This window comes from Hoeflea sp. YIM 152468 (genome assembly GCF_029210485.1).
Taxonomy (GTDB): domain Bacteria; phylum Pseudomonadota; class Alphaproteobacteria; order Rhizobiales; family Rhizobiaceae; genus Hoeflea.
Window position 1 is genome coordinate 1 of the sequence record NZ_JARGET010000032.1, and the last position, 22,807, is coordinate 22,807.

Sequence of the window (22,807 nt, forward strand, 5' to 3'; positions counted from 1 at the left end):
CCTGCCACCAGTGAATCAGTCCGCAATCCTCACCGCAAGCAATTTAATGGGTCCTGAGCCTAGACTTTTCGCACGAAATTCATGATCAGCGAAATGACAAGGAACGCCAGAAACAGGAAGAACAGAATCTGGGCGATTCCAGCGGAAGCACCGGCGATGCCGCCAAATCCAAGAACGCCGGCGACGATGGCCACGACGAGAAACACCAAGGTATAGTACAGCATTGAAAATCTCCTTTGTCGTCCGATGAAACATCAACGTCTGCCGACCTAGTTGGTTCCGGTCATCCGGGTGGTTTCGGCGGCTGTGTTGAAAAACAGCGCCTGGCTGATCAGAGCCTTGACCATATCGGGATTGAACGGCTTGGTGACGAGAAACGCTGGTTCCGGTTTTTCCCCGGTCAGCAACCGCTCCGGAAAGGCGGTGATGAAAATCACCGGCATGACTTCATCCTTGAGAATGTCGTTGACGGCGTCGATCCCGGAGCTGCCGTCTGCCAGCTGAATATCGGCCAGAACCATTTTCGGTTTGGTCCGCTTGTAGAGTTCAATCGCGTCCGCGTGGGTCCGTGCAATTCCGGTAACCCGGTGCCCGAGCGATTCCACCATGTCTTCGATATCCATGGCGATCAGCGGTTCGTCTTCGATGATCATGATATCGGTGGCAACCTGGCGGGAAATTTCCGCCGACGCGGTCTCCAGCAGCCTGGTCAAGCCGGCCTCGTCAACGTCGAGAATTTCTGCCGCCTGGGCGGTGCTAAAACCTTCGACTGCGATCAGCAGAAAGGCCTTGCGGGCCTGTGGCGTCACCGCCTCGAGATTGGCGGATGCGCGTTTTTCCCAGCCAAACGGCGTTTCATTGACCGAGACTGGAACCGAAAGGCTGTCAAAGAGTTGAGAAAACAGCCGGTACAGCGCCACTCGATCATCGCTCGCATCGGGAAAGATGCTCAGATCGGCAATCAGGGCCTCCAGCGTGGCTGCGACATAGGCGTCGCCCGATGTTTGAGATCCCGTCACCGAGCGCGAGAAGCGACGAAGGTAGGGAAGGTGCGGCGCGATGCGCATGGACAGTGTCGTCATTAGGTACCCCTTGGTGGTCCGCTGGACATAGCAATAAATTCACAACGCATGAGTCAAAAAAAAGTTCCCGGCTCTTGGAACTTTTTTTCGTGTAGCGCATTCTAACCATTCTGAGTTCATTCTAAAAGAGCTGGCAACTGCATGATTGATCAACGAAACAAAGGCACTCCAAACAAGGCAGGGCGGCAAAGCGAGCCTGTCGCCACTGACGCGATCGCTTCACAGTTGAAGCGATATTACACGTCGGTCGAGAAAGAGCCGATCCCTGATCATCTGCTCAGCCTGCTCGAACAGCTTGACAAAGCCGAACGCTCCGGTGGCTCCAATGGCGAAAACTGACATGGCTGCACCTGAGTCAGCCTCTGGTCAGCCTGCCGACCTGTTCTCCTTCAAGCGCGAAATGCTGGCTGTGCTGCCCAGTTTGCGTGCTTTTGCCGTGTCGCTGTCCCGGCGCCATGACCGCGCCGACGATCTGGTGCAGGAGACGGTGATGAAGGCCTGGGGCAAGCAGGAGAGCTTCCAGCCCGGCACCAGCATGCGGGCCTGGCTTTTTACAATCCTGCGCAATGAGTTCTACAGCCAGATGCGGCGCAAGGGGCGTGAGCTTCCCGATCCCGACGGTGTGTTTGCCGGCAATCTGGCCACCCATCCCGAACAGTATGGCAAGCTCGACATGGGAGACTTCAAGACGGCTCTCGACAGTTTGCCGGACGACCAGCGCGAGGCGATCGTGCTCATCGGTGCATCGGGGTTTTCCTATGAGGAAGCAGCCGAGATTGCCGGTGTGGCGGTCGGTACGATCAAGAGCCGGGTCAACCGGGCCCGCGTCAAGCTGCAGGACCTGCTTGGCGTGGACGGCGAAAATGATTACGGCCCCGACGAGACCTCGCGTCCGCTGGTCAACAAGGCCTTTCCCGGTCGCTAGTGGGATTGGCGTTCAAACGGATGGCTTTGGACGCTGTCGGACACGCATTGATGCAAAAAAGACAGCGCCGGGCGGTCCTGCCACGCCTGGCTTTTAACCAGAAACGGCCGGCATGCGCGGAAGCGATTCCGTCGCACGCCGGTCGTTTCCTGTTCGTCCTTTCAGCCGGCCGGTGCTCAGACATGCTCCGCTGGCGGCCCAACTGCTAGAGTTCGGCGCTTGCCGTTCCTGTGTCGCGCTCGGCGCGGTGGGATTGAGCGCCGTCGCCCATCCCCTGGTTGACCGCCCTCAAAAGGGCAAGCGCTTGCGCCGCAAGCATTTCGAGTTGCTCTTGCCTGCCTGGCTGCTGATGCGCCGGTTCGCCGGTATCGGCAGTGTCTGCAGGCGGTCGGTCGGTGATCGTGCGACTGGTTGGGGATGACATCGCCCATCTCCTTTTGATGATCAAGCGAGTCTCTTGTTGCCCTTGGGGCCAGCCAGGAACCAGATAATCAGGCCCAGCACCGGCAGAACGATGATCAGCACAGTCCATAAAACCTTGGCGCCGGTCGAAGCCGTAGATTGAAAGATGCTGAATATCGCCCAAACCATGGCGACCAGGAGAATAAGCCCAAGAAGGCCTCCAACTTCGATACCCATTAGATTGATCCTTTTATGGTCGCGCTTCCGTCATCCGAGTTGCCGCAAGGCAGATTTCAGGCCGGAAACACGCACGTTGTCAGCGCAGCAGGTGCACATGCGCCTCTGCGGAGTGAACGCGCAAAGCCGGTGATCGTTCCATGGCGCGCCGGGCTTCTGGGTCAGCCCCCTGGATCAGCCCCCCTGGATCAGCCCTTGTTGTAGCTGGAGAACTTGACCCAGGAACCTCCCCGCCGGGACGAGTCCACGCAGGCCGTCACAAAGGCAACGCCTGCCAGCCCTTCGTCAATGCCGGGAAACAGGACGCCGTCGGGCGCGGGCTGGCCGGCACGGTGCGCAACAATTGCTTCCGCCGCCTCCGAGTAGATATTGGCAAACCCTTCCAGATAGCCTTCCGGATGGCCGCCGGGGATGCGGCTCAGGCGTTGGCCGGCAGCGGTTGCACCGGCGCCATTTCGGGTCAGCAGCCGTTTGGGCTGCCCCAGCGGCGTGTACCAGAGATAATTCGGGTCTTCCTGGGCCCATTCCAGTCCGCCCTTTTCTCCATAAATCCGCAGCTTCAGCGCATTCTCGTTGCCCGGCGCCACCTGGGAGCACCACAACATGCCCTTGGCGCCGCCGGAAAACCGCATCAGCACATGGCCGTTGTCGTCCAGTTGCCGGCCCTCGACAAAGCTGTCGAGATCGGCGCAGAGCTGATCGAGTTCGAGGCCTGAGACGAAGCTTGCGAGGTTGAAAGCATGGGTGCCGATATCGCCGGTCGAGCCGCCAAGGCCGGAACGCGCCGGATCAGTGCGCCATCCCGCCTGTTTCTGACCGGTCTCCTCAAGCCTTTCCGACAGCCAGTCCTGGGCATATTCGACTTGCACCAGCCGCAAGGCGCCGAGATCGCCCTGAGCGATCATGTCGCGCGCCTGGCGTATCATCGGATAGCCGGTGTAATTGTGGGTCAGAACGAATAGCGCGCCGGAGCCAAGGGCAACTTTCCTCAGTTTGCGCGCATCGGCAAGGGTCGAGGTCAGCGGCTTGTCGCAGATGACATGGATGCCGCGCTTGAGGAATTCGCGCGCCACCGGATAGTGCATGTGGTTGGGCGTGACGATCGCCACCGCCTCGATTCCGCTCTTCAGCCGCGCTTCCCGCCTGGCCATTTCGACATAATCGCCATAGGCGCGGTCGTCGGCCACCCCGAGATCGGCGGCAGAGGCGCTGGATTTTTCCGGCGTCGAGGAAAACGCACCAGCGACCAGTTCATACCGGTCATCGATGCGCGATGCGATGCGGTGCACACCGCCGATGAAGGCGTCACGCCCGCCGCCAACCATGCCGAGACGGATGCGGCGCGAGGATGAGGTTTTCGAACCTTCGATTGTCATGGGTGGTCCTCCCGTTCAGGAAATGCCGAGCATGCGCCGGTTGGCGGCGTCATCGGTGCCGCCATCGGCAAAATCGTCAAAGGCCCGCTCGGTAACCCGGATGATGTGGTCGGAGACAAATTGCGCCCCTTCACGGGCCCCGTCTTCGGGATGTTTCAGGCAGCACTCCCATTCGACCACGGCCCAGCCTTCGAAATCATTGGCTGCCATCTTGGAGAATATCGCACCGAAATCCACCTGTCCGTCGCCAAGCGAGCGGAACCGTCCGGCCCGGTCCACCCAGGGCTGGTAGCCCGAATAGACGCCCTGCCGTCCGGTCGGGTTGAACTCCGCGTCCTTGACGTGGAACATCTTGATCCGGTCCTTGTAGATGTCGATGTTGTCGATGTAGTCGAGACACTGCAGCAAATAATGCGACGGGTCATAGAGCATGTTGCAGCGGGCATGATTGCCGACGCGGTCCAGAAACATCTCGAACGTGGCCCCGTCATGCAGGTCTTCGCTCGGATGGATTTCGTAGCAGATGTCGACACCACAGTCGTCGGCGTGATCGAGAAGCGGCCGCCAGCGCTTGGCCAGTTCGTCAAAGGCAGTCTCGACCAGCCCGGCCGGCCGTTGCGGCCACGGATAGATATAGGGCCAGGCCAGCGCGCCGGAAAAGCTTGCCATTGCAGTAATGCCCATATTGCGCGAGGCGGTGAGGGCCAGTCTGACCTGATTGACCGCCCATTCCTGCCGCGCCTTCGGGTTGCCGCGCACGCTCGGCGCCGCAAAGCCGTCAAAGCCCTCGTCATAGGCCGGGTGCACAGCCACAAGCTGGCCTTGCAGGTGAGTGGAGAGTTCGGTGACTTCGATCCCGTTCTCGGCCGCAACCCCCTTGAACTCGTCACAATAGTCCTTTGACGCCGCCGCTTTCTCAAGATCGATCAGGCGGCCGTCCCAGCTTGGCACCTGAACGCCCTTGTAGCCGCAGTCAGCGGCCCATTTGGTAATCGATTGCCACGTGTTGAACGGTGCCTCGTCGCCAGCAAATTGTGCCAGGAACAGGGCCGGGCCCTTGATGGTTTTCATTGTCGCTTTCCTCCAGAATAACAGTTTGGTTCCGCTGCCAGCGGTTTGGTGTTTCGCAAGGTTCCGGGCAGGCCACGGGGTGGACCATCCTGGCATAGCCGGCACGCCTGCATGGATGCCGGTTCAACAGCTCCGTTTCCTCAATCGGCCCCGAGCGAACGCGAAATATGGGCATAGCCTTCCCGATAAACCGCCTCCGGACTTTCGGCGAAATCCCTCCATACTTTCGTCGCCGCCGCCAGGTCCGGTAATCCTCTGCCAAAACTTTCGATTGTCAGCCATCCGTCATAGCCAATTTCAGCGATGGTGGCATAGGTCTTTTGCCACGGAATGTTTCCACGACCGGGAACGCCCCGATCATTTTCCGAAATATGGATATGTGCGACGCTGTCGGCATTGCGTCGCAAGGCGCCGATCGGGTCGGTTTCTTCGATGTTGGCGTGAAACGTGTCATACATTGCGCGGATGTTGGGATGCGCAATCTCCGCCAGATGTGAAGCAAGCCCGTCCATGGTGTTGAGCAGATAGCATTCAAAGCGGTTGAGCGCCTCCAGCGCCACGGTAATGCCCAAGCTTGCCGCATGGTCGCCGATCTGGCGCTGCGCCACCACCGAGTTGGCAAATTCTTCAGCGGTAGGGCCCTGGCCGCTGAAATGTCCCAGCGTCGAATGCAGCGGACCGCAGATCAGCGTGGCGCCGAGCGCATGCGACCTGTCGAGCGTGGCGCGCATGCAGTCAAGACCACGCGCGCGCGCCGCAGCATCGCCGATCAGGTTCATCGACGCGTCACCCATCGCTGCAACCGCCGTCCGTTCCAGCCCGATATCGTCAAGCAGAAGCGCCAACTCCCTGTAGTGGGCCACATCGCCCTCGAAAACCGGGATCTCCACCCCGTCAAAGCCGGTTGCCTTGATGTCGCGCAGCAACGCCTCGTGGTCGCGGCCGACATGGGTGGTCCACAGGAACATGTTCATTCCGATCTTCATGGGCCCTCCAGTCGCTCAATCTGGTAATACCAAAATAACAATCATTGACACGACACCATGTTTATAAACCCGGCGCAAGTCCCAAACAACTGCCATTGTGGCAGGGAAATTGCGAAAAATGAAATTCTCCGACTTGATTAGAAGGGAAATTGAGCCTAATTGGTCTAACCAGAACGATGAATTGCAACGCGCAGCGGGGTTGAGAGGTTCCGCTGCAAGGGAGGATGATCATGCACCTGTCGACCCATAACTGGATGCGCGCCGAGCCGCTCGAAGTCACGCTTCGCCGGATCAAGCAATTTGGCTACGAAAGCATAGAGATTTCGGGCGAGCCGACGCAGTACGACACCAAGGAAACGCGTGCGCTTCTCAAGGAGCACGGCATCCGCTGCTGGGGGGCAGTGACGCTGACGCTGGGCGAGCGCAATCTTGCCGCCAAGGATGAGGGGCAGCGCGCCCGGACCGTCGATTACGTCAAGAGCGTGCTGACCATGGTCTCGGAACTGGAAGGCGAGGTGATCACGCTGGTGCCGGCCACGGTCGGCAAGGTGCAGCCTGACGCCACCGAGGAAGAGGAATGGGCCTGGCTGGTCGAGGCAACAAAGGAGTGCTTTGCCCATTCCCAGAAAGTCGGCGTCAAGATCGGCATCGAACCGCTCAACCGGTTCGAGACCTATATCTTCAACCGTGCCGCCCAGGCGCTGGCGCTGGCCGATGCGGTGCACCCCGATTGCGGCGTATGCCTCGACGCCTACCACCTCAACATGGAGGAATCCGACATCTACGAGGCCATCCGGCTGGCCGGCAAACGGCTGTTCGACTTCCATGTTGCCGACAACAATCGATTTGCTGCAGGGCTGGGCCACCTCAACTGGCCCAAGATAGTCGAAACCCTCAAGGAGATCGGCTATGACGGCGCGTTGACCAACGAATTCGTTGCGCCTGTCGACCGCACGCCTGCGGCGATCTATCCCGACATGGTTGAGCGCGAACCCGTTGATATCTCGCCCGAGCAGCTGAAGTTCATCCAGGATCACGGATCAAGCCTGCTGACCGAAAAGTTCTATTCGGACCAGATGCGGATCACGGCGGAAACGCTGCTGCCCCTGATCAAGTAACGCGAAGAGGCGTTTCACCGGGGCGGAGAGATCCGCTGCCGGTGTGCGAGGCTCCCTGCCATGAAAATCAAATCCGTCCACGCCAGGTGGATTCAGATCCCGATCGAACAAGCGCGGCAACACACTAGCGATTTCGGCACGTTGCGGACGTTCGACGCCGCCATACTGCGGATCGAGACAAATGACGGCCTGGTTGGCTGGGGAGAGGGAAAGAACGCTGCCGGCAGCGCGGGAAACTATGCAACGCTGGTGCGGCTGATCAATGAGGATTTCGGGCCGCGCCTCGTCGGGCGCGATCCGGCGGATATCACCTTCATCTGGGAAGAGCTGTACAACGGCGTCCGCGCCCAAAAGGCCGCCGGCGCCGGGCACGCGATGCCCGAAATGGCGCGGCGCGGGCTGACTGTCGCGGCGATCAGTGCCATCGACATTGCGCTGTGGGATATTCTCGGCAAGGCCGAGGGCAAACCGGTCTGGAAGCTTCTGGGCGGGCGCAAATCCGACCGTATGCAGGCCTATGCCTCGGGCGGTTGGGCAAGTGCCGACAAGATCGGCGAACAGTTGCAATCCTATATCGACACCGGCGGCTTCCACGCAGTGAAGATGCGGGTCGGCGCCATGGATCCGACCCCGCACGCGTCAGCACTGCGGGTTAAGGCTGCCCGCAAGGCGCTGGGGCCGGACATCGAACTGGCTGTCGATGCACACGGCACCTATACGGTGGCGACGGCGCGGCGGTTCGCCCAGCTTGTCGCCGATTGTGATCTGGCCTGGTTCGAGGAGCCGATCATCGCTGACGACAAGGCCGGAATTGCGGAAGTGCGCGCCGCAGTCTCCATCCCCGTTGCCACCGGCGAAAGCGAGGCCACGCGGTTTGCCTTTCGCGACCTCGCGGTGCTGCGCGCAGCCGACATCTTCCAGCCGGACCCGGCCTTCTGCGGCGGAATTTCCGAAGCCATGCGCATCGGCACCATTGCCGCAGCGTTCAATCTGAGATTGGCGCCGCATTTGTGGGCGGGCGCGCCGTGCTTTTTTGCCGGCCTGCATGTCTGTGCCGCGTCGCCGGCCAGTTTCACGGTGGAGTTTTCCCTTGGTGCGAATCCGATGATACATGATATCATTGAGGACACAGTCGAAGTACGGGACGGGATGATCGAATTCCCGGACAAGCCCGGCCTCGGCTTCACCATGAACGAAGCCATCCTGCAGAAATACACAAAATTCCCATGAGCAGATCCGAAAACGAATTTCTCCCCGATCTGGTGGCTTACATTGTCAAAACGGCAAGGGCGAGCGGCGACAAGGCGCCATCGGAACGCGAGCTTGCCGAGCATTTTTCCGTCAGCCGTGGTCAGGTGCGTGAATCGCTGGCGATCCTGGAAGCCCAGCACCTGATTGAGCGGCGGGCCAAGTCCGGCATCTATCTGACCATGGACGCTGCCGGATTGAGCTCGATGGCGCTGCTGGCCCGCGCCGGTGTGCAGCTCAAACCCCGTCAGATTTTCGAGGCCGTCGAGCTGCGCAAGATCCACGAGATCAAGGCCGCCGAACTGGCGGCGCAACGCGCCACCGCGGAAAACCTGGACCGGCTGCGCGACATTCTCGCCCGCTCGGAGACGCAGATCGCCGACGGGCTCGGACTTCAGCGGCTCGATGGTGAATTTCATCTCGAAATCGTCCGGGCCACCCAGAACGAGATGTTTTACAAGATCTGTTCGAGCTTTTATGCCGCCAGCGAGCAGCGAATGCCGATCTATTTCGGCAAGCCCGAGCGCAACATCAAGTCGCACACCGAGCACCAGCAGATATTCGACGCCCTGTATCGCCGTGACAGCATTCTGGCGCAGGCGCTGATGAACACGCATCTGGGCCGCGCGCAAAGCTACTGGACCGAAATTCTCGATGGCAACGGTGAGCAGGCGCCCGACGAGGCGGAGCTGCTGCCGGTTCATATCTGAACCTTCCGATAGAGCCTGGAGCCGATCCCATGTCTGACAAGATCTTCTCCACCCATCCGCTTCACCCCAAGGTAACCGCTGAATTGCAGAGCCTCGGAAAGCTGGTTGTCGCCAGCGCGCCGACGGCTGAAGCGATCGTGGCAGAAAGCGCCGATGCCTCGATAATTGTGGTGCGTGCCCCGATTCCGCCGGAAATTTTCGCCACGCAGCCACGGCTCCGGGCGGCGGTCCGGCATGGGGCAGGGCTCGATATGATCCCGCTGGATGCGGCCTCGGCCGCCGGCGTGCTGGTGGCCAATGTGCCCGGCGTCAACGCGGTCACGGTGGCCGAGCACTGCATCTGGTCGGCGCTGGCATTGCTCAGGCGCTATCCCGCCGTCAGGACCGACCTGCGTGCAGCCGGCTGGGCTGTGGCCCGGTCACACTCCGATCATGGCCGCGAGCTCAGCGGCCGCAGCCTCGGCATCATCGGCATGGGCAATGTCGGCCAGGCGCTGTTCAGGATCGCCCATTTCGGCTTCGGCATGAAGGTGCTCGCGGTCACCAGCAGGCCCGAGGCGCTGGCAGAAGGCGCCCGCGCCGCAACCTTGCAGCAAGTGCTGTCACAAAGCGATGTCGTCGTGCTTGCCTGTCCGCTCACCGCGAAGACCCGTGGCCTGATCGGTCCTGCCGAGCTTGCCCGGATGCAGCCGGGCTCCATTCTGGTCAACGTCGCCCGCGGACCGGTGGTCGATGAGGCGGCGCTGGTTGAGGCACTGCGGTCGGGCGCGATGGGTGGCGCTGTGCTCGATGTCTTCGATGAACAACCGCTGCCTCATTCCCACCCGTATCTGTCGATGCGCAACGTCATCCTGACGCCGCACATGGCCGGCATCACCGAGGAAAGCATGTTGCGGATGGGGCAGGGGGTGGTTGGCGAGACCCGGCGCATTCTGGCTGGAGACAAGCCGCTCAACTTCTGCAATCCGGATGCGTGGACGCGCTATCAAGCCAGATTTGTCTGAGCCGGCCATAGGGCCGCGGCGAACGCATATTCGATGCAAAAACAGCGTCGTAACGCATTCAATTGAAGTGCTTGAATGCCTTCAATCGATTGATCAAAATCGCGGAAAAACAATTCAAATCAAGCATGTATATAAATTACTTAATTATAATAATGCGCTGCAATGGAGATCTAATTGTTATTGCATGATAAAAACTAAACAGCGTGTGGGTTCGTGCGGATCGCAGTCGGCTGTGAGGCGAAGCGTGGAGCTGCAGCCCCGTCCCGCTGCCGTGTTTATCCCAGCCCCAGATTGCGCCCCGTTGCCGGATCGAATGAGGAGACCTTTTCCGGCTTCCAGGTGAACCGCACGGTCTCGTCGATCTTGACCTTCGTCTGCGCCGACACGGTGGCGTGCAGCTGCGTCCCGTCGACGTCAAGTGTCAGGATCTTGATCACGCCGTGGTTCTCGATATCGAACACACGACCGGCCGCTTCGCCGGCTTCATCGAGCACCACGTCTTCCGCTCTGATGCCGAAGCGGATCCGGGCGCCGTCCGTGCCATGCCGGCAGGCCAGGGGCAGGGCGAACCTGCCGGCATCGAGTATTGCCGTGTCGGCCGCAAGGGTGCCGTCAAGAAGGTTCATCGGCGGGGTGCCGACCGATCGGGCCACGAATGTGTTGAGCGGCCTGGCGTAAATCTCCGAAGGGGTGCCGACCTGGACCAGCTTGCCCCTGTTGAGAACACCGATCTTGTCGCCCATCGACATCGCCTCGACCTGGTCATGGGTGACGAACACGAAAGTCGCGCCCAATTCGCTGTGCAGTTTCTTCAGTTCAACCCGCAGCACATCGCGCAGATTGGCATCGAGCGCCGACAGCGGCTCGTCCATCAGGAACACCCGCGGCTGGCGGACAATCGCCCGGCCGATCGACACGCGCTGCATCTCCCCGCCCGACAGCCGTTCAACCTTGCGGTCGAGCAGCCGGGTGATCTGCAGGGTTTCGGCGACGCGGTCGACGCGCTCCCGGATTTCGGCCGCGGTAAGATTGTGTGTCCGCGATTTCAGCGGAAATTCGAGATTGCCGCGCACCGTCATACGCGGGTAGAGCGAGTATTGTTGCAAAACCAGCGCCACGTCGCGTTCGGCGGCATTCCAGTTTGTCGCATCCTGCCCGTCGATCATCACCTTGCCCGAATTGGGAACTTCCAGCCCGGCGATCACCCGCAAGGTGGTTGTCTTTCCGGCCCCGGTCTGACCCAGCAGCACGAAGAACTCGCCGTTCTTGATGTCGAGATCAAGTTCGCGCAATGCCGTGTTGGCGCCGAATTTCTTGGTAACGCGCTGCAATGCGATGTCAGCCATCAGTTTGCGCCTCGCATGTTGAGGCCCGTGGCCTTGTCAAAGAAATGTGCCTGCGCCGGGTCCAGCCTGACCCAGACCTGTTGGCCCTCGCCGGAAACGAACCCGCTGGCGGTGCGGCTGCGAAGCACCGTGCCGCCAAGCTGCACATCGACAATGTCATGACTGCCCAACGGTTCGATGTTGGTTGTGACCACCGGGACATAGCCTTCGCCTTGATGATGCGCGAGCAGCACGGCTTCGGGGCGCACGCCCAATGTCAGGCCGGCCTCGGCGTGTCGCACAGTGCTAAGGGTTTCATCGGGAAAGCGAAATCCGGCCTCGGCTCCGTTGAGCCTGACGTTGTTGCCGTCGATACGCACATCGCTGACATTCATCACCGGCGAACCGACGAATTTGGCCACGAACAGATTGGTCGGCTGCAGATAGACCTGGTCCGGTGCGCCGACCTGCTGCAGCACGCCATCGTGCAGGATGACGATACGGTCGGCCAGACTCATAGCCTCGATCTGGTCATGGGTGACGTAAACCGAGGTCGAGCCGCGGGCGATATGCAGCCGCTTGATTTCGGCGCGCATCTGTTCGCGCAGCTTGGCGTCGAGAACGCCCAACGGCTCATCCATCAGCAGCGCCTGCGGGCGCCGGACCAGCGCCCTGCCAATCGCCACGCGCTGCATGTCGCCGCCTGACAGGGCTGAAGGCTTGCGATCCAGGTGCTGGGCGATCTGCAGCGTCTCGGCAACCGCCTTGACCGCCCGGTCGCGATCGGCTGCATTCATCCGCACTGCGCGCAGGGGAAAGGCGATGTTTTCACGGACCGTCATGTGCGGGTAGAGTGAAAACGACTGGAACACGAAAGCGATGTCCCGGTCTGCCGCCTTGCGGTTCTGCACCTCCTCGCCATTGATCAGGATTTTCCCCGATGTCACCGTCTCGAGCCCGGCAATCGCCCTGAGGGCTGTGGTCTTGCCGCCGCCGGATTGGCCCAGCATGACGACAAACTCGCCATCCTCGATTGTCAGATTGAGGTCCTTGAGGACCTGGTGCTGGCCGAAGAATTTCTGCACATTCTGTATGTCGATTTGCGCCATCAGTTGGTCCCCGCGATGCCGGAGCCGTTGTTGTCGGACGGGGTGTTGATGTCCAGCACATCGAGGGATTCGTCGACGAAGTCCTCTTCCTGCTCTGGATCGGGCGCGATTTTCGAGGTGACCATGAAGGCCACCAGCCCGATCAGCGTCAGCGTGACCCCGTACTGATGCAGGATCAGGCTCCAGGGCTGGCAAAGCGAAACAATGCCGAAGATCATCAGGCTTTGCGCTGCCGGTGCAAGAATGCGTTGGTTGGTGCTGCGAAAACTCATTTGCGGATCGCTCCGAAGGACATGCCGCGCAGCAGATGGTTGCGCAGAAGGAAGGTGAAGATTGCCACCGGAATCAGGAAGAGCAATGTACCCGCGGCGATCACGGTCCAGTCCGGCAGGCCGCTGCCGACCTGCGACGGAATATAGGGCGGCGCAGTCTGGGCATTGCGGTTGGTCATGATCAGCGCGAAGGCATATTCGTTCCAGGCGGTGATGAAACAAAACACCGCCGTCGCCGCCATGCCGGTCAGCGCCTCGGGCAACACCACCTTGAAGAAAGCCTGCATCCGCGTGTAGCCGTCGACCAGCGCCGCTTCCTCGTATTCACGCGGGATCTCGTCAATGAAGCCTTTCATGATCCACACCGCGAAACTCAGATTGAAGGCGGTGTAGAGGATGATCAGCCCCAGATGGGTGTCGTTGAGGCCGACGACGCGGTACATCAGGAACATCGGGATCGCCACGACGACCGGCGGCAGCATGCGGGTCGACAGGATGAAAAACAGCCAGTCGTCTTCGCCGGCCACCTTGAACCGGCTGAACCCGTAGGCCGTCAGCGTCCCCATCGACACCGCCAATATGGTCGAGATGATCGAGATGATCAGCGAGTTGGTGAACCGGTCGCCATAGCCCGAAGTTCTGACCTCGCCGGTCTTGCCGTTGCGCACCACCTTCTCGCCGCCGTCAAACACCATCCGTTCCCACCAGGGTGCGGCGGCATATTCTTCCGCCGTCGGCTGGTCCCGCAATTGCGAGCGCTTGGTAAACAGTTTGACGAACGGCGAAACGGTGGGCTGGAACACCACTGTGGGCGGGATCGTGGTCGCCAGATTGCGGGGTTTGAACGATGTCGCCGCGATCCAGTAGATCGGCGTCAACATGATGGCGAGGGCGACGAACACGGCGACAATTGCCACCCGGTTCGTCCATTTCTCCTGGGGAGTGCGAACACCGGCCATCTCAGCGCGCCTTCACTTTGTTGAGGTATTTGACGTAGATATTGGTAATCGCCACCACCATGATCAGCACGATGTAGGCGAACGCCGAAGACATCCCGGTCTGCCATTCCTGAAATGCCATCTTGTAAAGCCGGATCGCGATCAGTTCGGTCGTCGGCTGTGACGACAGCACATAGGCGAGGTCAAAGGTCTTGAATGCTTCCATTGTGCGGAAGATGATGGCGATCATCAGGATCGGCGCCACCAGCGGCAGGGTGATGCGGAAGAAGGTGTAAAGGCCCGATGCACGGTCAATCTCGGCGGCTTCGTACAGATGCTTTGGCACGGCGGAGAGACCGGCAAGGGACAGCAGCATCACAAACGGCGCCCACATCCAGATATCGACGATGGCGATGGCGTAGAGCGCCATATCCGGATCGGCCAGCCATTCGAACTTTTCCAGCCCGAGAAAATAATTGATGATGCCGAAGTTCGGATCGTAGAGCAATTTCCAGAACAGCCCGACAACCGCCATCGACAGCATCATCGGCAGCAGCAGCAAGGTTGTGATCAGCCCCTTGGCCGGAATCGCGCGGTTGAGCAGCATCGCCAGCCCGAAACCGACAAGCACCTGGCCGGTGACCGAAATCAGCACATATTTCGCGGTGATCGAAAAATTGCTCCAGATGAACGGGTCGCTGAGCAGATCCCGGTAATTCTGCAGGCCGACAAAATTTGCCGGCGCCCTGGTTGAGGCCCTGAAATCGGTGAATGAATAGGCCAGCGAATACAGCAACGGAAAGATGTTGAAGATGATCAGAAACGCAATTGTCGGGATGATGAACAGGTTGCGAATGGTCAGGTCGCTCAGCCCTTTCGCGGCGGCGCGCGATTTCGGGTCAAGATTGGTCATGACTTGGGACGCCACGGGAAAACTTCCTTGCGCTTCGACAGTCTGGGGAAGGGGCGCCGCAGCGCCCCTGGTTATGTCTTGGTGATTGCCCGGACCTACTGGCCGCGACCGTATTTCTTGAAGGTCGCTTCCCAGTCGGATGCCAGCGCATCAAGCGTTTCCTTGGCCGTGCCTTCATTGCCGACGATGAACGGATACAGCCGCTGGTTGGCAGCGGTCAGCAATTCGGCAAATTCCGGTACAGCCCAGAAATCCTTGACCTTGAACATGGTCTGGTAGAACGCCTCATTGTATGGCGTCGCCTTGCGGAATTCCTCCGATTGCAGCACGGCGGCACTGGCGGTGTAGCCGCCAAGTTCAGCCCAGCGTTTCTGGGTTTCGTCCTTGATGAACCACTCGAGGAACTTCATCGATTCTTCCTGGTAGTCGGAATAGCTGACGATGGAGATTCCCTGCCCGCCAAGCGCTGCGAACTGGTCGCCATCCGGTCCTGCCGGGTTGGCGAAGAAGCCGGTATTTGCAGCATGCGGGTTGGAGGCCTCGTTCAAGAGCGCCGGGAAGAAGGCGAAGTAGTTCATCGACATGGCCACCAGGCCCTCGGTGATCGCCTGGTTGTTTTCAACAAAGAAGGTCTTGGCCCAGCCTGGAGGCGTGTAGCTGTAGAGCTTCTTGTAGTTTTCCAGGGCAGCGACTGCCTTGTCGCTGTTGACGTAGCCGTCAACTTCGTAGGTTTCGAAATTGCCGAGTTCCGCCCCATAAGAGAAGATCGCGTTCTCCACGCCCATCACCATCGCGTCATAGGAATTGTCGGTGTAGATGGCGATGCCGTAGCGGTTTTCGTCAGGGCGGTGAAAAAACTCGGCTATGTCGGTGAGTTGCTTCCAGTCGGCCGGCGGCGCCAGATCATAGCCATATTTTTCCTTGAAGGCCGCCATTTCGGCGGGGTCTTCGAACCAGTCCTTGCGATAGGACCAGCCCACCGCATCGCCTTCGGCCGGAACAGCCCAGAACTTGCCGGAATTGCCCGGATATTCGGCGTAGTATTTCACAGTCGCCGGCGCCATCACTTCGCCGAGATTGTGCTTGTTGAAAAACTCGGTCAGGTCGACATAGTGGCCACCCTCGGACGCCGCGCCGAGCCACTGGCTGTCGCCGACGATCATGTCATAGGCGGACCCGCGAGCATTGAACTCGGTGAAGGCTTTGGTCTGGAAATCCGACCAGGGCGTGGTTTCCACCGTTACCGTGACGCCGGTTTCGGCCTCGTATTCATTGACAAGTTCCTGAAGATAATTGGCCGGATCCCATTCCGCCCAGAAGATCGTCAATTCCTGCGCATAGGCCGAAGTGCCGCTTGCCAGGGCAAGGGCCAGTCCTCCGGCGATTCCGATGAGTGTGTTGCGCATTATGTTTTCCTCCCATTGATGCACATTCGGTTGTCAGTCGCCGGCTGGTCCGGAGTGTGAATCGGTGGCGGCTGCGCCGCGATTCCAGGCCATGGCCGGTATGCTTCACATCTGTGGCGTTTTGGGTGACCCTCCACTGTCACGTTGATTTCAAATTGGTATTACCAAAATCGATTGCGGTCAAGCGCTTCTGGCCACCTTGTTTCAGCGCCGGAATTGGCTTGGATGCAAAAAAGACCTATGCAATCGAGGATAAATGGTACTTCTTTGCTTATGGCTGTGCTATTTCGCTGAAAGGCTGGATATGTGAACAATTGCGTTTGGTCAGACCAGATTGGTTGCTTTTTGCGTGCAGGAGGATATCGTGCCGTGAGGGCCGGGGAGTGATGATCTGCGCGGGAGGCGCAGTTCGCCACTTGCAAGACTGCCAGGGAGGAGATGGATTTGCCGGAGGACAATCTAGACCGGGTCTATGTGGTCGGCACCGCTGACACCAAGGGGTCCGAACTCGCCCATCTGGCCCGTTTGATCGGCGACACCGGGGCGCCGGTGTGTCGGGTCGACGTGGGAACGCGCGCGCCTGAAATCGAGGTGGATATCAGCGCTGCTGAGGTGGCTGCCCATCATCCCGACGGCGCCGGCGCGGTGTTTGCGGGAGACGACCGGGGCCCGGCTGTCAGCGCCATGGCTGCCGCGTTCTCGCGGTTTGTCGCCAGCCGTTCGGATATTGCCGGGGTGATCGGCATTGGCGGCGGCGGCGGAACTTCGATCATCACCGCCGGCATGCGCCGTCTGCCCTATGGATTGCCCAAGATCATGGTGTCGACACTGGCCTCGGGCGATGTCGCCCCCTATGTCGATATTTCCGACATCATCATGATGCCCTCCGTCACCGACTTTGCCGGGCTCAACCAGCTCAGCCGCATGATCCTGCACAATGCAGCCCGGGCCATGGCCGGCATGGTGGGAACACCCTACCGTGAAACCGGCAAGCAGCGATCCATCGGCCTGACGATGTTCGGCGTCACCACGCAAGGCGTGAGCTCGACCATCGGGCATCTCAAGGACACCTATGACTGCATGGTGTTTCATGCCACCGGCACCGGCGGGCGGACAATGGAAAAGCTGGTCGCTGACGGCGTGCTTTCCGGCGTGCTCGATCTTACCACCACCGAAGTCTGCGATCTGCTTCTGGGAGGTGTCTTGCCCGCGTCAGCAGACAGATTCGGCGCGATAGCGCGCTCCGGCGTGCCTTATGTCGGTTCGGTCGGCGCCCTCGACATGGTCAATTTCTGGGCGCCGGACACCGTGCCGAAAATCTTTGACGGGCGGCGTTTCTACCACCACAATTCCAACGTCACCCTGATGCGCACGACCCCGGACGAGTGCCGCTTGATTGGCGAATGGATAGGCCGCAAGCTGAGCGCCTGCAAGGGCCCTGTCCGGTTTCTCATTCCCGAAAAGGGCGTTTCCGCGCTCGACATCAAGGGCGGCGCGTTTTTCGATCCGGAAGCCGATGAAGCGCTGTTTCGCGCCATCGAATCCGCCTTCGTGCCTTCCGCCGGGCGGCGTATCGAGCGCCTGCCGTTGCACATCAATGACGCTGGCTTTGCCAAGGCCGCCGCCGACGCCTTCTTGTCCATCATCTGAAGGAGCCCCCATGCCTGCCATCCCACGCAAGCAAATTCTCAGTCGTCTCAACGCCATGGTTGATGAAGGTGTACCCATCATCGGCGGCGGCGCCGGCACCGGACTGTCGGCCAAGGCGGAAGAAGCCGGTGGAATTGACCTGATCATCATCTACAATTCCGGTCGCTACCGCATGGCTGGCCGCGGCTCCGCAGCAGGGCTTCTCGCCTATGGCAACGCCAACGAGATCGTTAAGGAGATGGCAGTGGAAGTTCTGCCCGTGGTGCGCAGCACGCCGGTGCTGGCCGGCGTCAACGGCACCGATCCTTTCATCCTGATGCCGCAGTTCCTGGCCGAGCTCAAAACCATGGGGTTCTCCGGCGTGCAGAATTTTCCCACCATCGGCCTGTTTGACGGCGCCATGCGCCAGAGCTTCGAGGAAACCGGCATGGGCTATGGTCTCGAGGTCGACATGATCGCGGCCGCGCACGCGCTGGATCTGTTGACCACGCCTTATGTCTTCACTCCGCAGGAAGCCCAGGCCATGTGCCGCGCCGGCGCCGACATCATCGTTGCACATATGGGCGTGACCACTGGCGGCAGCATTGGCGCGACTTCCGCCAGAAGCCTCGACGACTGCGTCGGCCGGATTGACGCCATAGCCGCCGCAGCCCGCGCGATCCGCAACGACATTATCGTGCTGTGTCACGGTGGTCCTGTCTCCATGCCCGACGATGCCGCCTACATTCTGTCGCGCTGCAATGGCTGCCATGGGTTCTACGGGGCAAGTTCGGCGGAGCGTCTGCCCGCCGAAACGGCGATCCGGGACCAGATTCGAGCCTTCAAAACCTTGCCAAACCTGAAAGGAAACCAAGCATGAGCGAGACATTTTTCGTCTATCCCGAAGCGGTGGACCGGTTCGCCTTCGATTGGGGCCACCTGACCCTGACCTGCGGTCCCTCGGTCAATGCAGCCGGCAGGTTTTCGGCCGGAGTGGTTCATGTTCCGCCCGGCCGCGGTCATGCCCGCCACAATCATCCCGGCGCCGAAGAGATCATCTATGTGCTCGAAGGCAGCGGCGATCAGATGATCGAGGACAAGGATGGCAACCCGGTCACCGAACAGGTCCGCGCCGGCTGCACCATCTTTGTGCCCGAAAGCCGTTTTCACGCGACGCTCAACACCGGCGAGCAGCCGATGAAGCTGTTTGTTGTCTACAGCCCCGTGGGACCGGAGGAGGTGCTGCGCCAGCTTCCTGATTTCCGTCTTGTCCCCCCGCCACACGCCTGATCAAGGGAGCCAACCATGCTGCATGATTACCCGCCATTGCACGCGGCCTCGGCCAAGGACCTGCCTTACCGTTTCGAGGATCTCGACGCGTCCATGGAGGCCGCCGGTCTCGATGCGATTGTGGCGACGTCCAAGCACAATGTCCGCTATTTGCTTGGCGGCTATCAGTTCATTTTCTTCTCCGCCATGGATGCCATCGGCCAAAGCCGGTATTTGCCGGCCTTCGTCTATATTCGCGGCGAGTCCGGCAAGACCTGCTATCTCGCCAACAAGATGGAGGGGCATGAACACTCGGTGATGCCGTTCTGGGTGCCTCAGTTCAGGCCCGATCACTGGGGCTCGGTCGACACCATGCAGGCGGCAGCAGACCATCTGCAGAAATGCGGCGTCGCCAGCGGCCGGATCGGCTTTGAACCGGGATTTATGCCCAAGGACGGTTTTGATGCCATCGCCGACGCCCTGCCACAGGCGCGTTTCGCGGACGCCAGCATGGTGCTGACGCGGCTCAGAATGATCAAGACCAAGCCGGAACTGGACCTGTTGCGCGAGGCAACCGCACGGATCAGCGCATCGATGCAGGCGACAATTCAGGCCGCCGGCGAGGGCACCTCAAAATTCGCGATCATCGAACGGTTGCGTCAGGAGGAGACCAGGCGGGAACTGGCGTTCGAGTATTGCCTTCTCACCCTGGGGAACAGCCACAACCGCGCCGGCTCGAGCCAGACCTGGAAGAGAGGCGAGGTGATGTCGATTGATTCCGGCGGCAATCTGCACGGCTATATCGGCGATATCTGCCGCATGGGCGTGCTTGGCGAACCGGACGCGGAACTGTCCGATCTCCTCGCCGAGGTCGAAGCCGTGCAGCAGGCTGCCTTCGGAGAAATCGCTCCGGGAAAAACCGGCGCGGAGATGATCGCAGCCGGCGAAGCCGAGCTGAGACGCGGCCCGAATTCGGCGCATAATGATTTCTTTGCCCACGGCATGGGGCTGATCAGTCACGAGGCGCCATTCCTGATGACCAATCATCCCGTCGCCTATGAGGGCATCGATGCCGGCACGCCCTTCCAGCCAGGCATGGTGCTGTCTGTGGAAACCACGATGCAGCACCCGACGCGCGGCTATATCAAGCTTGAGGACACGGTTATCCTGACCAAAGACGGCCACGAGGTGTTCGGCGCCGCTGACCGCGGCTGGATCGTCAGGGATGTGGGGTGAACGGCCGGTTGTCCGGTCGGTGCAAGGGCCGGGCGGTTCCGGACCCGTCGCAACGGTGCACAGGCCGGCCGGCAGGCGAGCCGCGGCGGGAGGGGGCTTCAAGCCAGCCGGTGCTGGTGGTCGCCGCGGTTGAGGCTGGGGCGGCTCAGTTTTCTGATCTCTGCGGGCCAAAGAAATGCGCGGTGCCCGCAAAACCCGGCAATCGCCGCTTATGCAACGCTTTCCAGTCTCAACGAGATTTGGCTTCCGACAAAGCTGCGCAACCTGACCAGTTCCCGGTCCAGCTCAGCTGCTTCGTCAAGCAACTCGTAATTGGCGGGTTCGCTGGACAGTTCGCCGTAGAGCACCGCTGAAATCTGGCACATATTGTTCAGACACGCATAGATGAGCTGTTTCTGGCGGGTCGGCGTTTTTTCATGGGATGCGAGGCGAATAATGTCCGCCTCTTTGGCTGCATGGATTTTCTTGAGATTTGCGAGGCGATGAGAAGCTGTCATATCGCTTTCCTGACAAAATTGTAGGGAAATAACTCAGATCACGCTTCTGCAAGACTAAATTGTAGACTTATGAAGCAATATAAAATCATGATTCGCTATAAAATGTCCATTTCGGTTCCGCGCCCGGCAAGCTTGAGGCAAGATTCGGGGCAAGAACCAGTTAATAGTTGTGGTCTGATCATCTGTTTGGCGCGACAGCGGGCTGCCGCACGCGCCGACCGGACTTGTCAAGACCATGGTAGAGGCAGCCTTGCATGCAGTGCCGACCGGAGCAATTCAATCGACCGCGTGAGCACGGATGTTTCCACAGTTAAATTCATTTGTCCTTTGGAGCGGGCTTGATTTAGGTAGGCATTCTGCGACCGCAGGCGCCCGCGATTCGCAGTGGCATGCACCTGCCCAACCAACTATGGTGTGGCCTTCATCCACCCTTTTAACCGGTTTGCTGTTGCTGGCTGACCCAAATCCATCCATGAGCCAAGGTCATGACCGATCCCGCTGACCGCGACGACAATCTGACTCCGCCGCCGCCTTCGACGGAGGCGATGGATCATGACGAGATTTATGGCGAGGACGGCTCGATCCGGCAGGATTACCTGACCGCTGTTGGCGCCGCGATTTCTGGTCGCGATGTGGAATTTCTGCGCGAGCACGTCGTTGGCTTGCATGAATCCGAGCTGGGCGACCTGCTCGAATCGTTCAATTCGCAGCAGCGCCAGGCACTGGTGTCTCTGTTGGGCGAGGATTTCGATTTCGCCTCGCTGACCGAGGTTGATGAGGCCATACGCCTTGAAATCGTCGAGGCGTTGCCCAACACCCGGATTGCCCAGGCTCTGGGCGAGCTGGATTCCGATGACGCGGTCTACATTCTCGAGGATCTGGACGAGGCCGACCAGAGAGAAATTCTGGCCGCGCTGCCGTTTACCGAGCGGATACGGTTGCGCCGATCGCTGAATTATCCGGAGGATACCGCCGGTCGGCGGATGCAGACCGAATTTGTCGCTGTGCCGCCATTCTGGACGGTGGGACAAACAATCGATTACATGCGTGACGAGGAGGATCTGCCCGAAAGTTTCAGCCAGATTTTTGTCATTGACCCGACCTTCAAGCTGGTCGGCGCGGTTGCGCTTGACACGATCCTGCGCACCAAGCGGCTGGTTCGCATCGAGGAGGTGATGGACGAGACGCGGTATCGCATCAATGCCGAGATGGACCAGGAGGAAGCTGCACAATTGTTTGAGCAGTATGACCTGTTGTCAGCCGCGGTGATTGACGAAAACGAGAGGCTTGTCGGCGTATTGACCATTGATGACGTGGTCGATGTAATCCACGAAGAGGCCGAAGAAGATATCAAGCGGCTCGGCGGTGTCGGTGACGAAGAACTCTCCGACAGCATTTTGTCGACCGTGCGCTCCCGGTTCAGCTGGCTTCTGATCAATCTCGGGACCGCCATTCTGGCGTCAGCCGTCATCAGCCTGTTTGACGCAACAATCGCGCAGATGGTGGCGCTGGCGGTGCTGATGCCGATCGTCGCCTCGATGGGTGGCAATGCCGGAACCCAGACCATGACCGTTACCGTCCGTGCGCTCGCCACCCGCGATCTCGATATCTACAATGCCGGACGCATCATCAGGCGTGAGGCTGCCGTTGGCCTGATCAACGGCTTCCTGTTTGCCCTGATCATCGGCCTGGTCGCCGGTGCATGGTTCTTGAGCCCGGGGCTTGGCGGCATCATCGCCGCGGCAATGGTGGTCAACATGCTGGCCGCCGCGCTTGCAGGCATCCTTCTGCCCTTGTTGCTCGACAAGGTCGGCGCCGACCCGGCGATTGCGTCCGCGGTGTTTGTCACAACGGTGACCGACGTGGTGGGATTCTTCGCCTTTCTCGGCCTGGCTGGATGGTGGTTGTCCTTTGCCTGATCCGCGAGCGCCGCGCCCCCAACGGGATGCAGGACGGTCGTCGTCCACATCATCGCATTTGAACGCGCAATGCATTTGAACCGCCGCGCAGTGGTCAAATCGTCGATTCTGACTTATACGTAAAAGTAAGTTGTC

24 protein-coding genes and 1 pseudogene are annotated in these 22,807 nt (G+C 60.1%); 11 read left to right on the forward strand and 14 right to left on the reverse strand.

Annotated elements, in window-relative coordinates:
• Positions 1 to 59: 59 nt before the first annotated feature.
• Both PZ897_RS17275 and PZ897_RS17280 read right to left on the reverse strand, forming a co-directional pair.
• Entirely contained in the window at positions 60 to 224 is a 165-nt protein-coding gene (locus PZ897_RS17275) for a DUF1328 domain-containing protein (RefSeq protein WP_275753807.1), read from the reverse strand.
• A gap of 45 nt (positions 225 to 269) precedes the next feature.
• Positions 270 to 1,082: a response regulator gene (locus tag PZ897_RS17280; protein ID WP_275753809.1), complete on the reverse strand. Its 813-nt coding sequence runs from the start codon at positions 1,080 to 1,082 to the stop codon at positions 270 to 272.
• A 141-nt stretch (positions 1,083 to 1,223) separates the two neighbouring features.
• Here PZ897_RS17280 and PZ897_RS17285 point away from each other — a divergent pair, with 141 nt between their 5' ends.
• The gene (locus PZ897_RS17285) at positions 1,224 to 1,421 is read left to right on the forward strand and encodes a NepR family anti-sigma factor (protein WP_275753810.1); all 198 of its coding nucleotides are present in this window, start codon (positions 1,224 to 1,226) and stop codon (positions 1,419 to 1,421) included.
• A gap of 1 nt (position 1,422) precedes the next feature.
• Positions 1,423 to 2,007, forward strand: a complete 585-nt coding sequence (locus tag PZ897_RS17290; protein ID WP_275753871.1) for a sigma-70 family RNA polymerase sigma factor — start codon at positions 1,423 to 1,425, stop codon at positions 2,005 to 2,007.
• Between the two features lie 205 nt (positions 2,008 to 2,212).
• Here the strand turns inward: PZ897_RS17290 and PZ897_RS17295 are convergent, their stop codons facing one another.
• From PZ897_RS17295 to PZ897_RS17315, 5 genes are all read right to left on the reverse strand, one after another.
• The gene (locus tag PZ897_RS17295) at positions 2,213 to 2,431 is read right to left on the reverse strand and encodes a hypothetical protein (protein WP_275753811.1); all 219 of its coding nucleotides are present in this window, start codon (positions 2,429 to 2,431) and stop codon (positions 2,213 to 2,215) included.
• Between the two features lie 20 nt (positions 2,432 to 2,451).
• Positions 2,452 to 2,646: a PLD nuclease N-terminal domain-containing protein gene (locus PZ897_RS17300; protein WP_275753812.1), complete on the reverse strand. Its 195-nt coding sequence runs from the start codon at positions 2,644 to 2,646 to the stop codon at positions 2,452 to 2,454.
• 188 nt (positions 2,647 to 2,834) lie between these two features.
• A complete protein-coding gene (locus tag PZ897_RS17305) occupies positions 2,835 to 4,022 on the reverse strand; it encodes a Gfo/Idh/MocA family oxidoreductase (protein ID WP_275753813.1) in 1,188 nt (395 codons plus the stop codon).
• Between the two features lie 15 nt (positions 4,023 to 4,037).
• On the reverse strand, positions 4,038 to 5,093 hold the full coding sequence (locus PZ897_RS17310) for a sugar phosphate isomerase/epimerase (protein WP_275753814.1): 1,056 nt from the start codon (positions 5,091 to 5,093) through the stop codon (positions 4,038 to 4,040).
• A 140-nt stretch (positions 5,094 to 5,233) separates the two neighbouring features.
• The gene (locus PZ897_RS17315) at positions 5,234 to 6,079 is read right to left on the reverse strand and encodes a sugar phosphate isomerase/epimerase (RefSeq protein ID WP_275753815.1); all 846 of its coding nucleotides are present in this window, start codon (positions 6,077 to 6,079) and stop codon (positions 5,234 to 5,236) included.
• A gap of 230 nt (positions 6,080 to 6,309) precedes the next feature.
• Here PZ897_RS17315 and PZ897_RS17320 point away from each other — a divergent pair, with 230 nt between their 5' ends.
• From PZ897_RS17320 to PZ897_RS17335, 4 genes are read left to right on the forward strand one after another with little or no spacing between them, the layout of a single operon-like run.
• Complete coding sequence (locus PZ897_RS17320; RefSeq protein ID WP_275753817.1) at positions 6,310 to 7,197, forward strand: sugar phosphate isomerase/epimerase; 888 nt, start codon at positions 6,310 to 6,312, stop codon at positions 7,195 to 7,197.
• 60 nt (positions 7,198 to 7,257) lie between these two features.
• Positions 7,258 to 8,427, forward strand: coding sequence for a mandelate racemase/muconate lactonizing enzyme family protein (locus PZ897_RS17325; RefSeq protein ID WP_275753818.1), 1,170 nt, complete (start codon positions 7,258 to 7,260; stop codon positions 8,425 to 8,427).
• Complete coding sequence (locus PZ897_RS17330) at positions 8,424 to 9,155, forward strand: FadR/GntR family transcriptional regulator (RefSeq protein WP_275753820.1); 732 nt, start codon at positions 8,424 to 8,426, stop codon at positions 9,153 to 9,155. The genes PZ897_RS17325 and PZ897_RS17330 overlap by 4 nt, the downstream gene beginning before the upstream one ends.
• A 29-nt stretch (positions 9,156 to 9,184) precedes the next feature.
• Entirely contained in the window at positions 9,185 to 10,159 is a 975-nt protein-coding gene (locus tag PZ897_RS17335; protein WP_275753821.1) for an NAD(P)-dependent oxidoreductase, read from the forward strand.
• A 275-nt stretch (positions 10,160 to 10,434) separates the two neighbouring features.
• Here PZ897_RS17335 and PZ897_RS17340 read toward each other — a convergent pair whose 3' ends face one another.
• From PZ897_RS17340 to PZ897_RS17365, 6 genes and pseudogenes are all read right to left on the reverse strand, one after another.
• Entirely contained in the window at positions 10,435 to 11,505 is a 1,071-nt protein-coding gene (locus tag PZ897_RS17340; RefSeq protein ID WP_275753822.1) for an ABC transporter ATP-binding protein, read from the reverse strand.
• Complete coding sequence (locus PZ897_RS17345; RefSeq protein WP_275753824.1) at positions 11,505 to 12,593, reverse strand: ABC transporter ATP-binding protein; 1,089 nt, start codon at positions 12,591 to 12,593, stop codon at positions 11,505 to 11,507. The genes PZ897_RS17340 and PZ897_RS17345 overlap by 1 nt, the downstream gene beginning before the upstream one ends.
• 83 nt (positions 12,594 to 12,676) lie before the next feature.
• Positions 12,677 to 12,865 (reverse strand): annotated as a pseudogene (locus PZ897_RS17350) (hypothetical protein); the annotation flags it as partial.
• Positions 12,862 to 13,824: a carbohydrate ABC transporter permease gene (locus PZ897_RS17355; protein ID WP_275753826.1), complete on the reverse strand. Its 963-nt coding sequence runs from the start codon at positions 13,822 to 13,824 to the stop codon at positions 12,862 to 12,864. The pseudogene PZ897_RS17350 and the gene PZ897_RS17355, both read right to left, overlap by 4 nt.
• Position 13,825: 1 nt before the next feature.
• Positions 13,826 to 14,731: a sugar ABC transporter permease gene (locus tag PZ897_RS17360; RefSeq protein WP_275753827.1), complete on the reverse strand. Its 906-nt coding sequence runs from the start codon at positions 14,729 to 14,731 to the stop codon at positions 13,826 to 13,828.
• Positions 14,732 to 14,811: 80 nt separating this feature from the next.
• Entirely contained in the window at positions 14,812 to 16,122 is a 1,311-nt protein-coding gene (locus tag PZ897_RS17365) for an extracellular solute-binding protein (RefSeq protein WP_275753829.1), read from the reverse strand.
• Positions 16,123 to 16,566: 444 nt separating this feature from the next.
• Here PZ897_RS17365 and PZ897_RS17370 point away from each other — a divergent pair, with 444 nt between their 5' ends.
• The 4 genes from PZ897_RS17370 to PZ897_RS17385 are packed head-to-tail and all read left to right on the forward strand — an operon-like array spanning position 16,567 to position 20,256.
• Positions 16,567 to 17,772 (forward strand): Tm-1-like ATP-binding domain-containing protein, encoded by a 1,206-nt coding sequence (locus PZ897_RS17370; protein ID WP_275753830.1) that lies wholly within the window; start codon positions 16,567 to 16,569, stop codon positions 17,770 to 17,772.
• Positions 17,773 to 17,782: 10 nt separating this feature from the next.
• Positions 17,783 to 18,631, forward strand: coding sequence for a phosphoenolpyruvate hydrolase family protein (locus tag PZ897_RS17375; protein ID WP_275753831.1), 849 nt, complete (start codon positions 17,783 to 17,785; stop codon positions 18,629 to 18,631).
• The gene (locus tag PZ897_RS17380; RefSeq protein WP_275753833.1) at positions 18,628 to 19,041 is read left to right on the forward strand and encodes a cupin domain-containing protein; all 414 of its coding nucleotides are present in this window, start codon (positions 18,628 to 18,630) and stop codon (positions 19,039 to 19,041) included. Before PZ897_RS17375 ends, PZ897_RS17380 begins: the two co-directional genes overlap by 4 nt.
• Positions 19,042 to 19,056: 15 nt before the next feature.
• The gene (locus PZ897_RS17385) at positions 19,057 to 20,256 is read left to right on the forward strand and encodes a Xaa-Pro peptidase family protein (protein ID WP_275753835.1); all 1,200 of its coding nucleotides are present in this window, start codon (positions 19,057 to 19,059) and stop codon (positions 20,254 to 20,256) included.
• A gap of 209 nt (positions 20,257 to 20,465) precedes the next feature.
• On the opposite strand, the gene PZ897_RS17390 is transcribed toward PZ897_RS17385, so the two are convergent.
• Positions 20,466 to 20,753, reverse strand: coding sequence for a hypothetical protein (locus PZ897_RS17390; RefSeq protein WP_275753837.1), 288 nt, complete (start codon positions 20,751 to 20,753; stop codon positions 20,466 to 20,468).
• A 545-nt stretch (positions 20,754 to 21,298) separates the two neighbouring features.
• Here PZ897_RS17390 and mgtE point away from each other — a divergent pair.
• Positions 21,299 to 22,672 (forward strand): magnesium transporter, encoded by a 1,374-nt coding sequence (gene mgtE / locus PZ897_RS17395; protein WP_275753874.1) that lies wholly within the window; start codon positions 21,299 to 21,301, stop codon positions 22,670 to 22,672.
• Positions 22,673 to 22,807 lie beyond the last annotated feature (135 nt).

What these genes read in the sequence shown, in the direction of transcription:
- PZ897_RS17355 (WP_275753826.1), bottom strand. Translation starts at nt 13,824, where the DNA reads ATGGCCGGTGTTCGCACTCCCCAGGAGAAATGGACGAACCGGGTGGCA.
- mgtE (WP_275753874.1), top strand. Translation starts at nt 21,299, where the DNA reads ATGGATCATGACGAGATTTATGGCGAGGACGGCTCGATCCGGCAGGAT.
- PZ897_RS17365 (WP_275753829.1), bottom strand. Translation starts at nt 16,122, where the DNA reads ATGCGCAACACACTCATCGGAATCGCCGGAGGACTGGCCCTTGCCCTG.
- PZ897_RS17325 (WP_275753818.1), top strand. Translation starts at nt 7,258, where the DNA reads ATGAAAATCAAATCCGTCCACGCCAGGTGGATTCAGATCCCGATCGAA.
- PZ897_RS17390 (WP_275753837.1), bottom strand. Translation starts at nt 20,753, where the DNA reads ATGACAGCTTCTCATCGCCTCGCAAATCTCAAGAAAATCCATGCAGCC.
- PZ897_RS17335 (WP_275753821.1), top strand. Translation starts at nt 9,185, where the DNA reads ATGTCTGACAAGATCTTCTCCACCCATCCGCTTCACCCCAAGGTAACC.
- PZ897_RS17275 (WP_275753807.1), bottom strand. Translation starts at nt 224, where the DNA reads ATGCTGTACTATACCTTGGTGTTTCTCGTCGTGGCCATCGTCGCCGGC.
- PZ897_RS17315 (WP_275753815.1), bottom strand. Translation starts at nt 6,079, where the DNA reads ATGAAGATCGGAATGAACATGTTCCTGTGGACCACCCATGTCGGCCGC.
- PZ897_RS17380 (WP_275753833.1), top strand. Translation starts at nt 18,628, where the DNA reads ATGAGCGAGACATTTTTCGTCTATCCCGAAGCGGTGGACCGGTTCGCC.
- PZ897_RS17345 (WP_275753824.1), bottom strand. Translation starts at nt 12,593, where the DNA reads ATGGCGCAAATCGACATACAGAATGTGCAGAAATTCTTCGGCCAGCAC.
- PZ897_RS17310 (WP_275753814.1), bottom strand. Translation starts at nt 5,093, where the DNA reads ATGAAAACCATCAAGGGCCCGGCCCTGTTCCTGGCACAATTTGCTGGC.
- PZ897_RS17385 (WP_275753835.1), top strand. Translation starts at nt 19,057, where the DNA reads ATGCTGCATGATTACCCGCCATTGCACGCGGCCTCGGCCAAGGACCTG.
- PZ897_RS17290 (WP_275753871.1), top strand. Translation starts at nt 1,423, where the DNA reads ATGGCTGCACCTGAGTCAGCCTCTGGTCAGCCTGCCGACCTGTTCTCC.
- PZ897_RS17285 (WP_275753810.1), top strand. Translation starts at nt 1,224, where the DNA reads ATGATTGATCAACGAAACAAAGGCACTCCAAACAAGGCAGGGCGGCAA.
- PZ897_RS17300 (WP_275753812.1), bottom strand. Translation starts at nt 2,646, where the DNA reads ATGGGTATCGAAGTTGGAGGCCTTCTTGGGCTTATTCTCCTGGTCGCC.
- PZ897_RS17330 (WP_275753820.1), top strand. Translation starts at nt 8,424, where the DNA reads ATGAGCAGATCCGAAAACGAATTTCTCCCCGATCTGGTGGCTTACATT.
- PZ897_RS17305 (WP_275753813.1), bottom strand. Translation starts at nt 4,022, where the DNA reads ATGACAATCGAAGGTTCGAAAACCTCATCCTCGCGCCGCATCCGTCTC.
- PZ897_RS17340 (WP_275753822.1), bottom strand. Translation starts at nt 11,505, where the DNA reads ATGGCTGACATCGCATTGCAGCGCGTTACCAAGAAATTCGGCGCCAAC.
- PZ897_RS17320 (WP_275753817.1), top strand. Translation starts at nt 6,310, where the DNA reads ATGCACCTGTCGACCCATAACTGGATGCGCGCCGAGCCGCTCGAAGTC.
- PZ897_RS17280 (WP_275753809.1), bottom strand. Translation starts at nt 1,082, where the DNA reads ATGACGACACTGTCCATGCGCATCGCGCCGCACCTTCCCTACCTTCGT.
- PZ897_RS17375 (WP_275753831.1), top strand. Translation starts at nt 17,783, where the DNA reads ATGCCTGCCATCCCACGCAAGCAAATTCTCAGTCGTCTCAACGCCATG.
- PZ897_RS17295 (WP_275753811.1), bottom strand. Translation starts at nt 2,431, where the DNA reads ATGTCATCCCCAACCAGTCGCACGATCACCGACCGACCGCCTGCAGAC.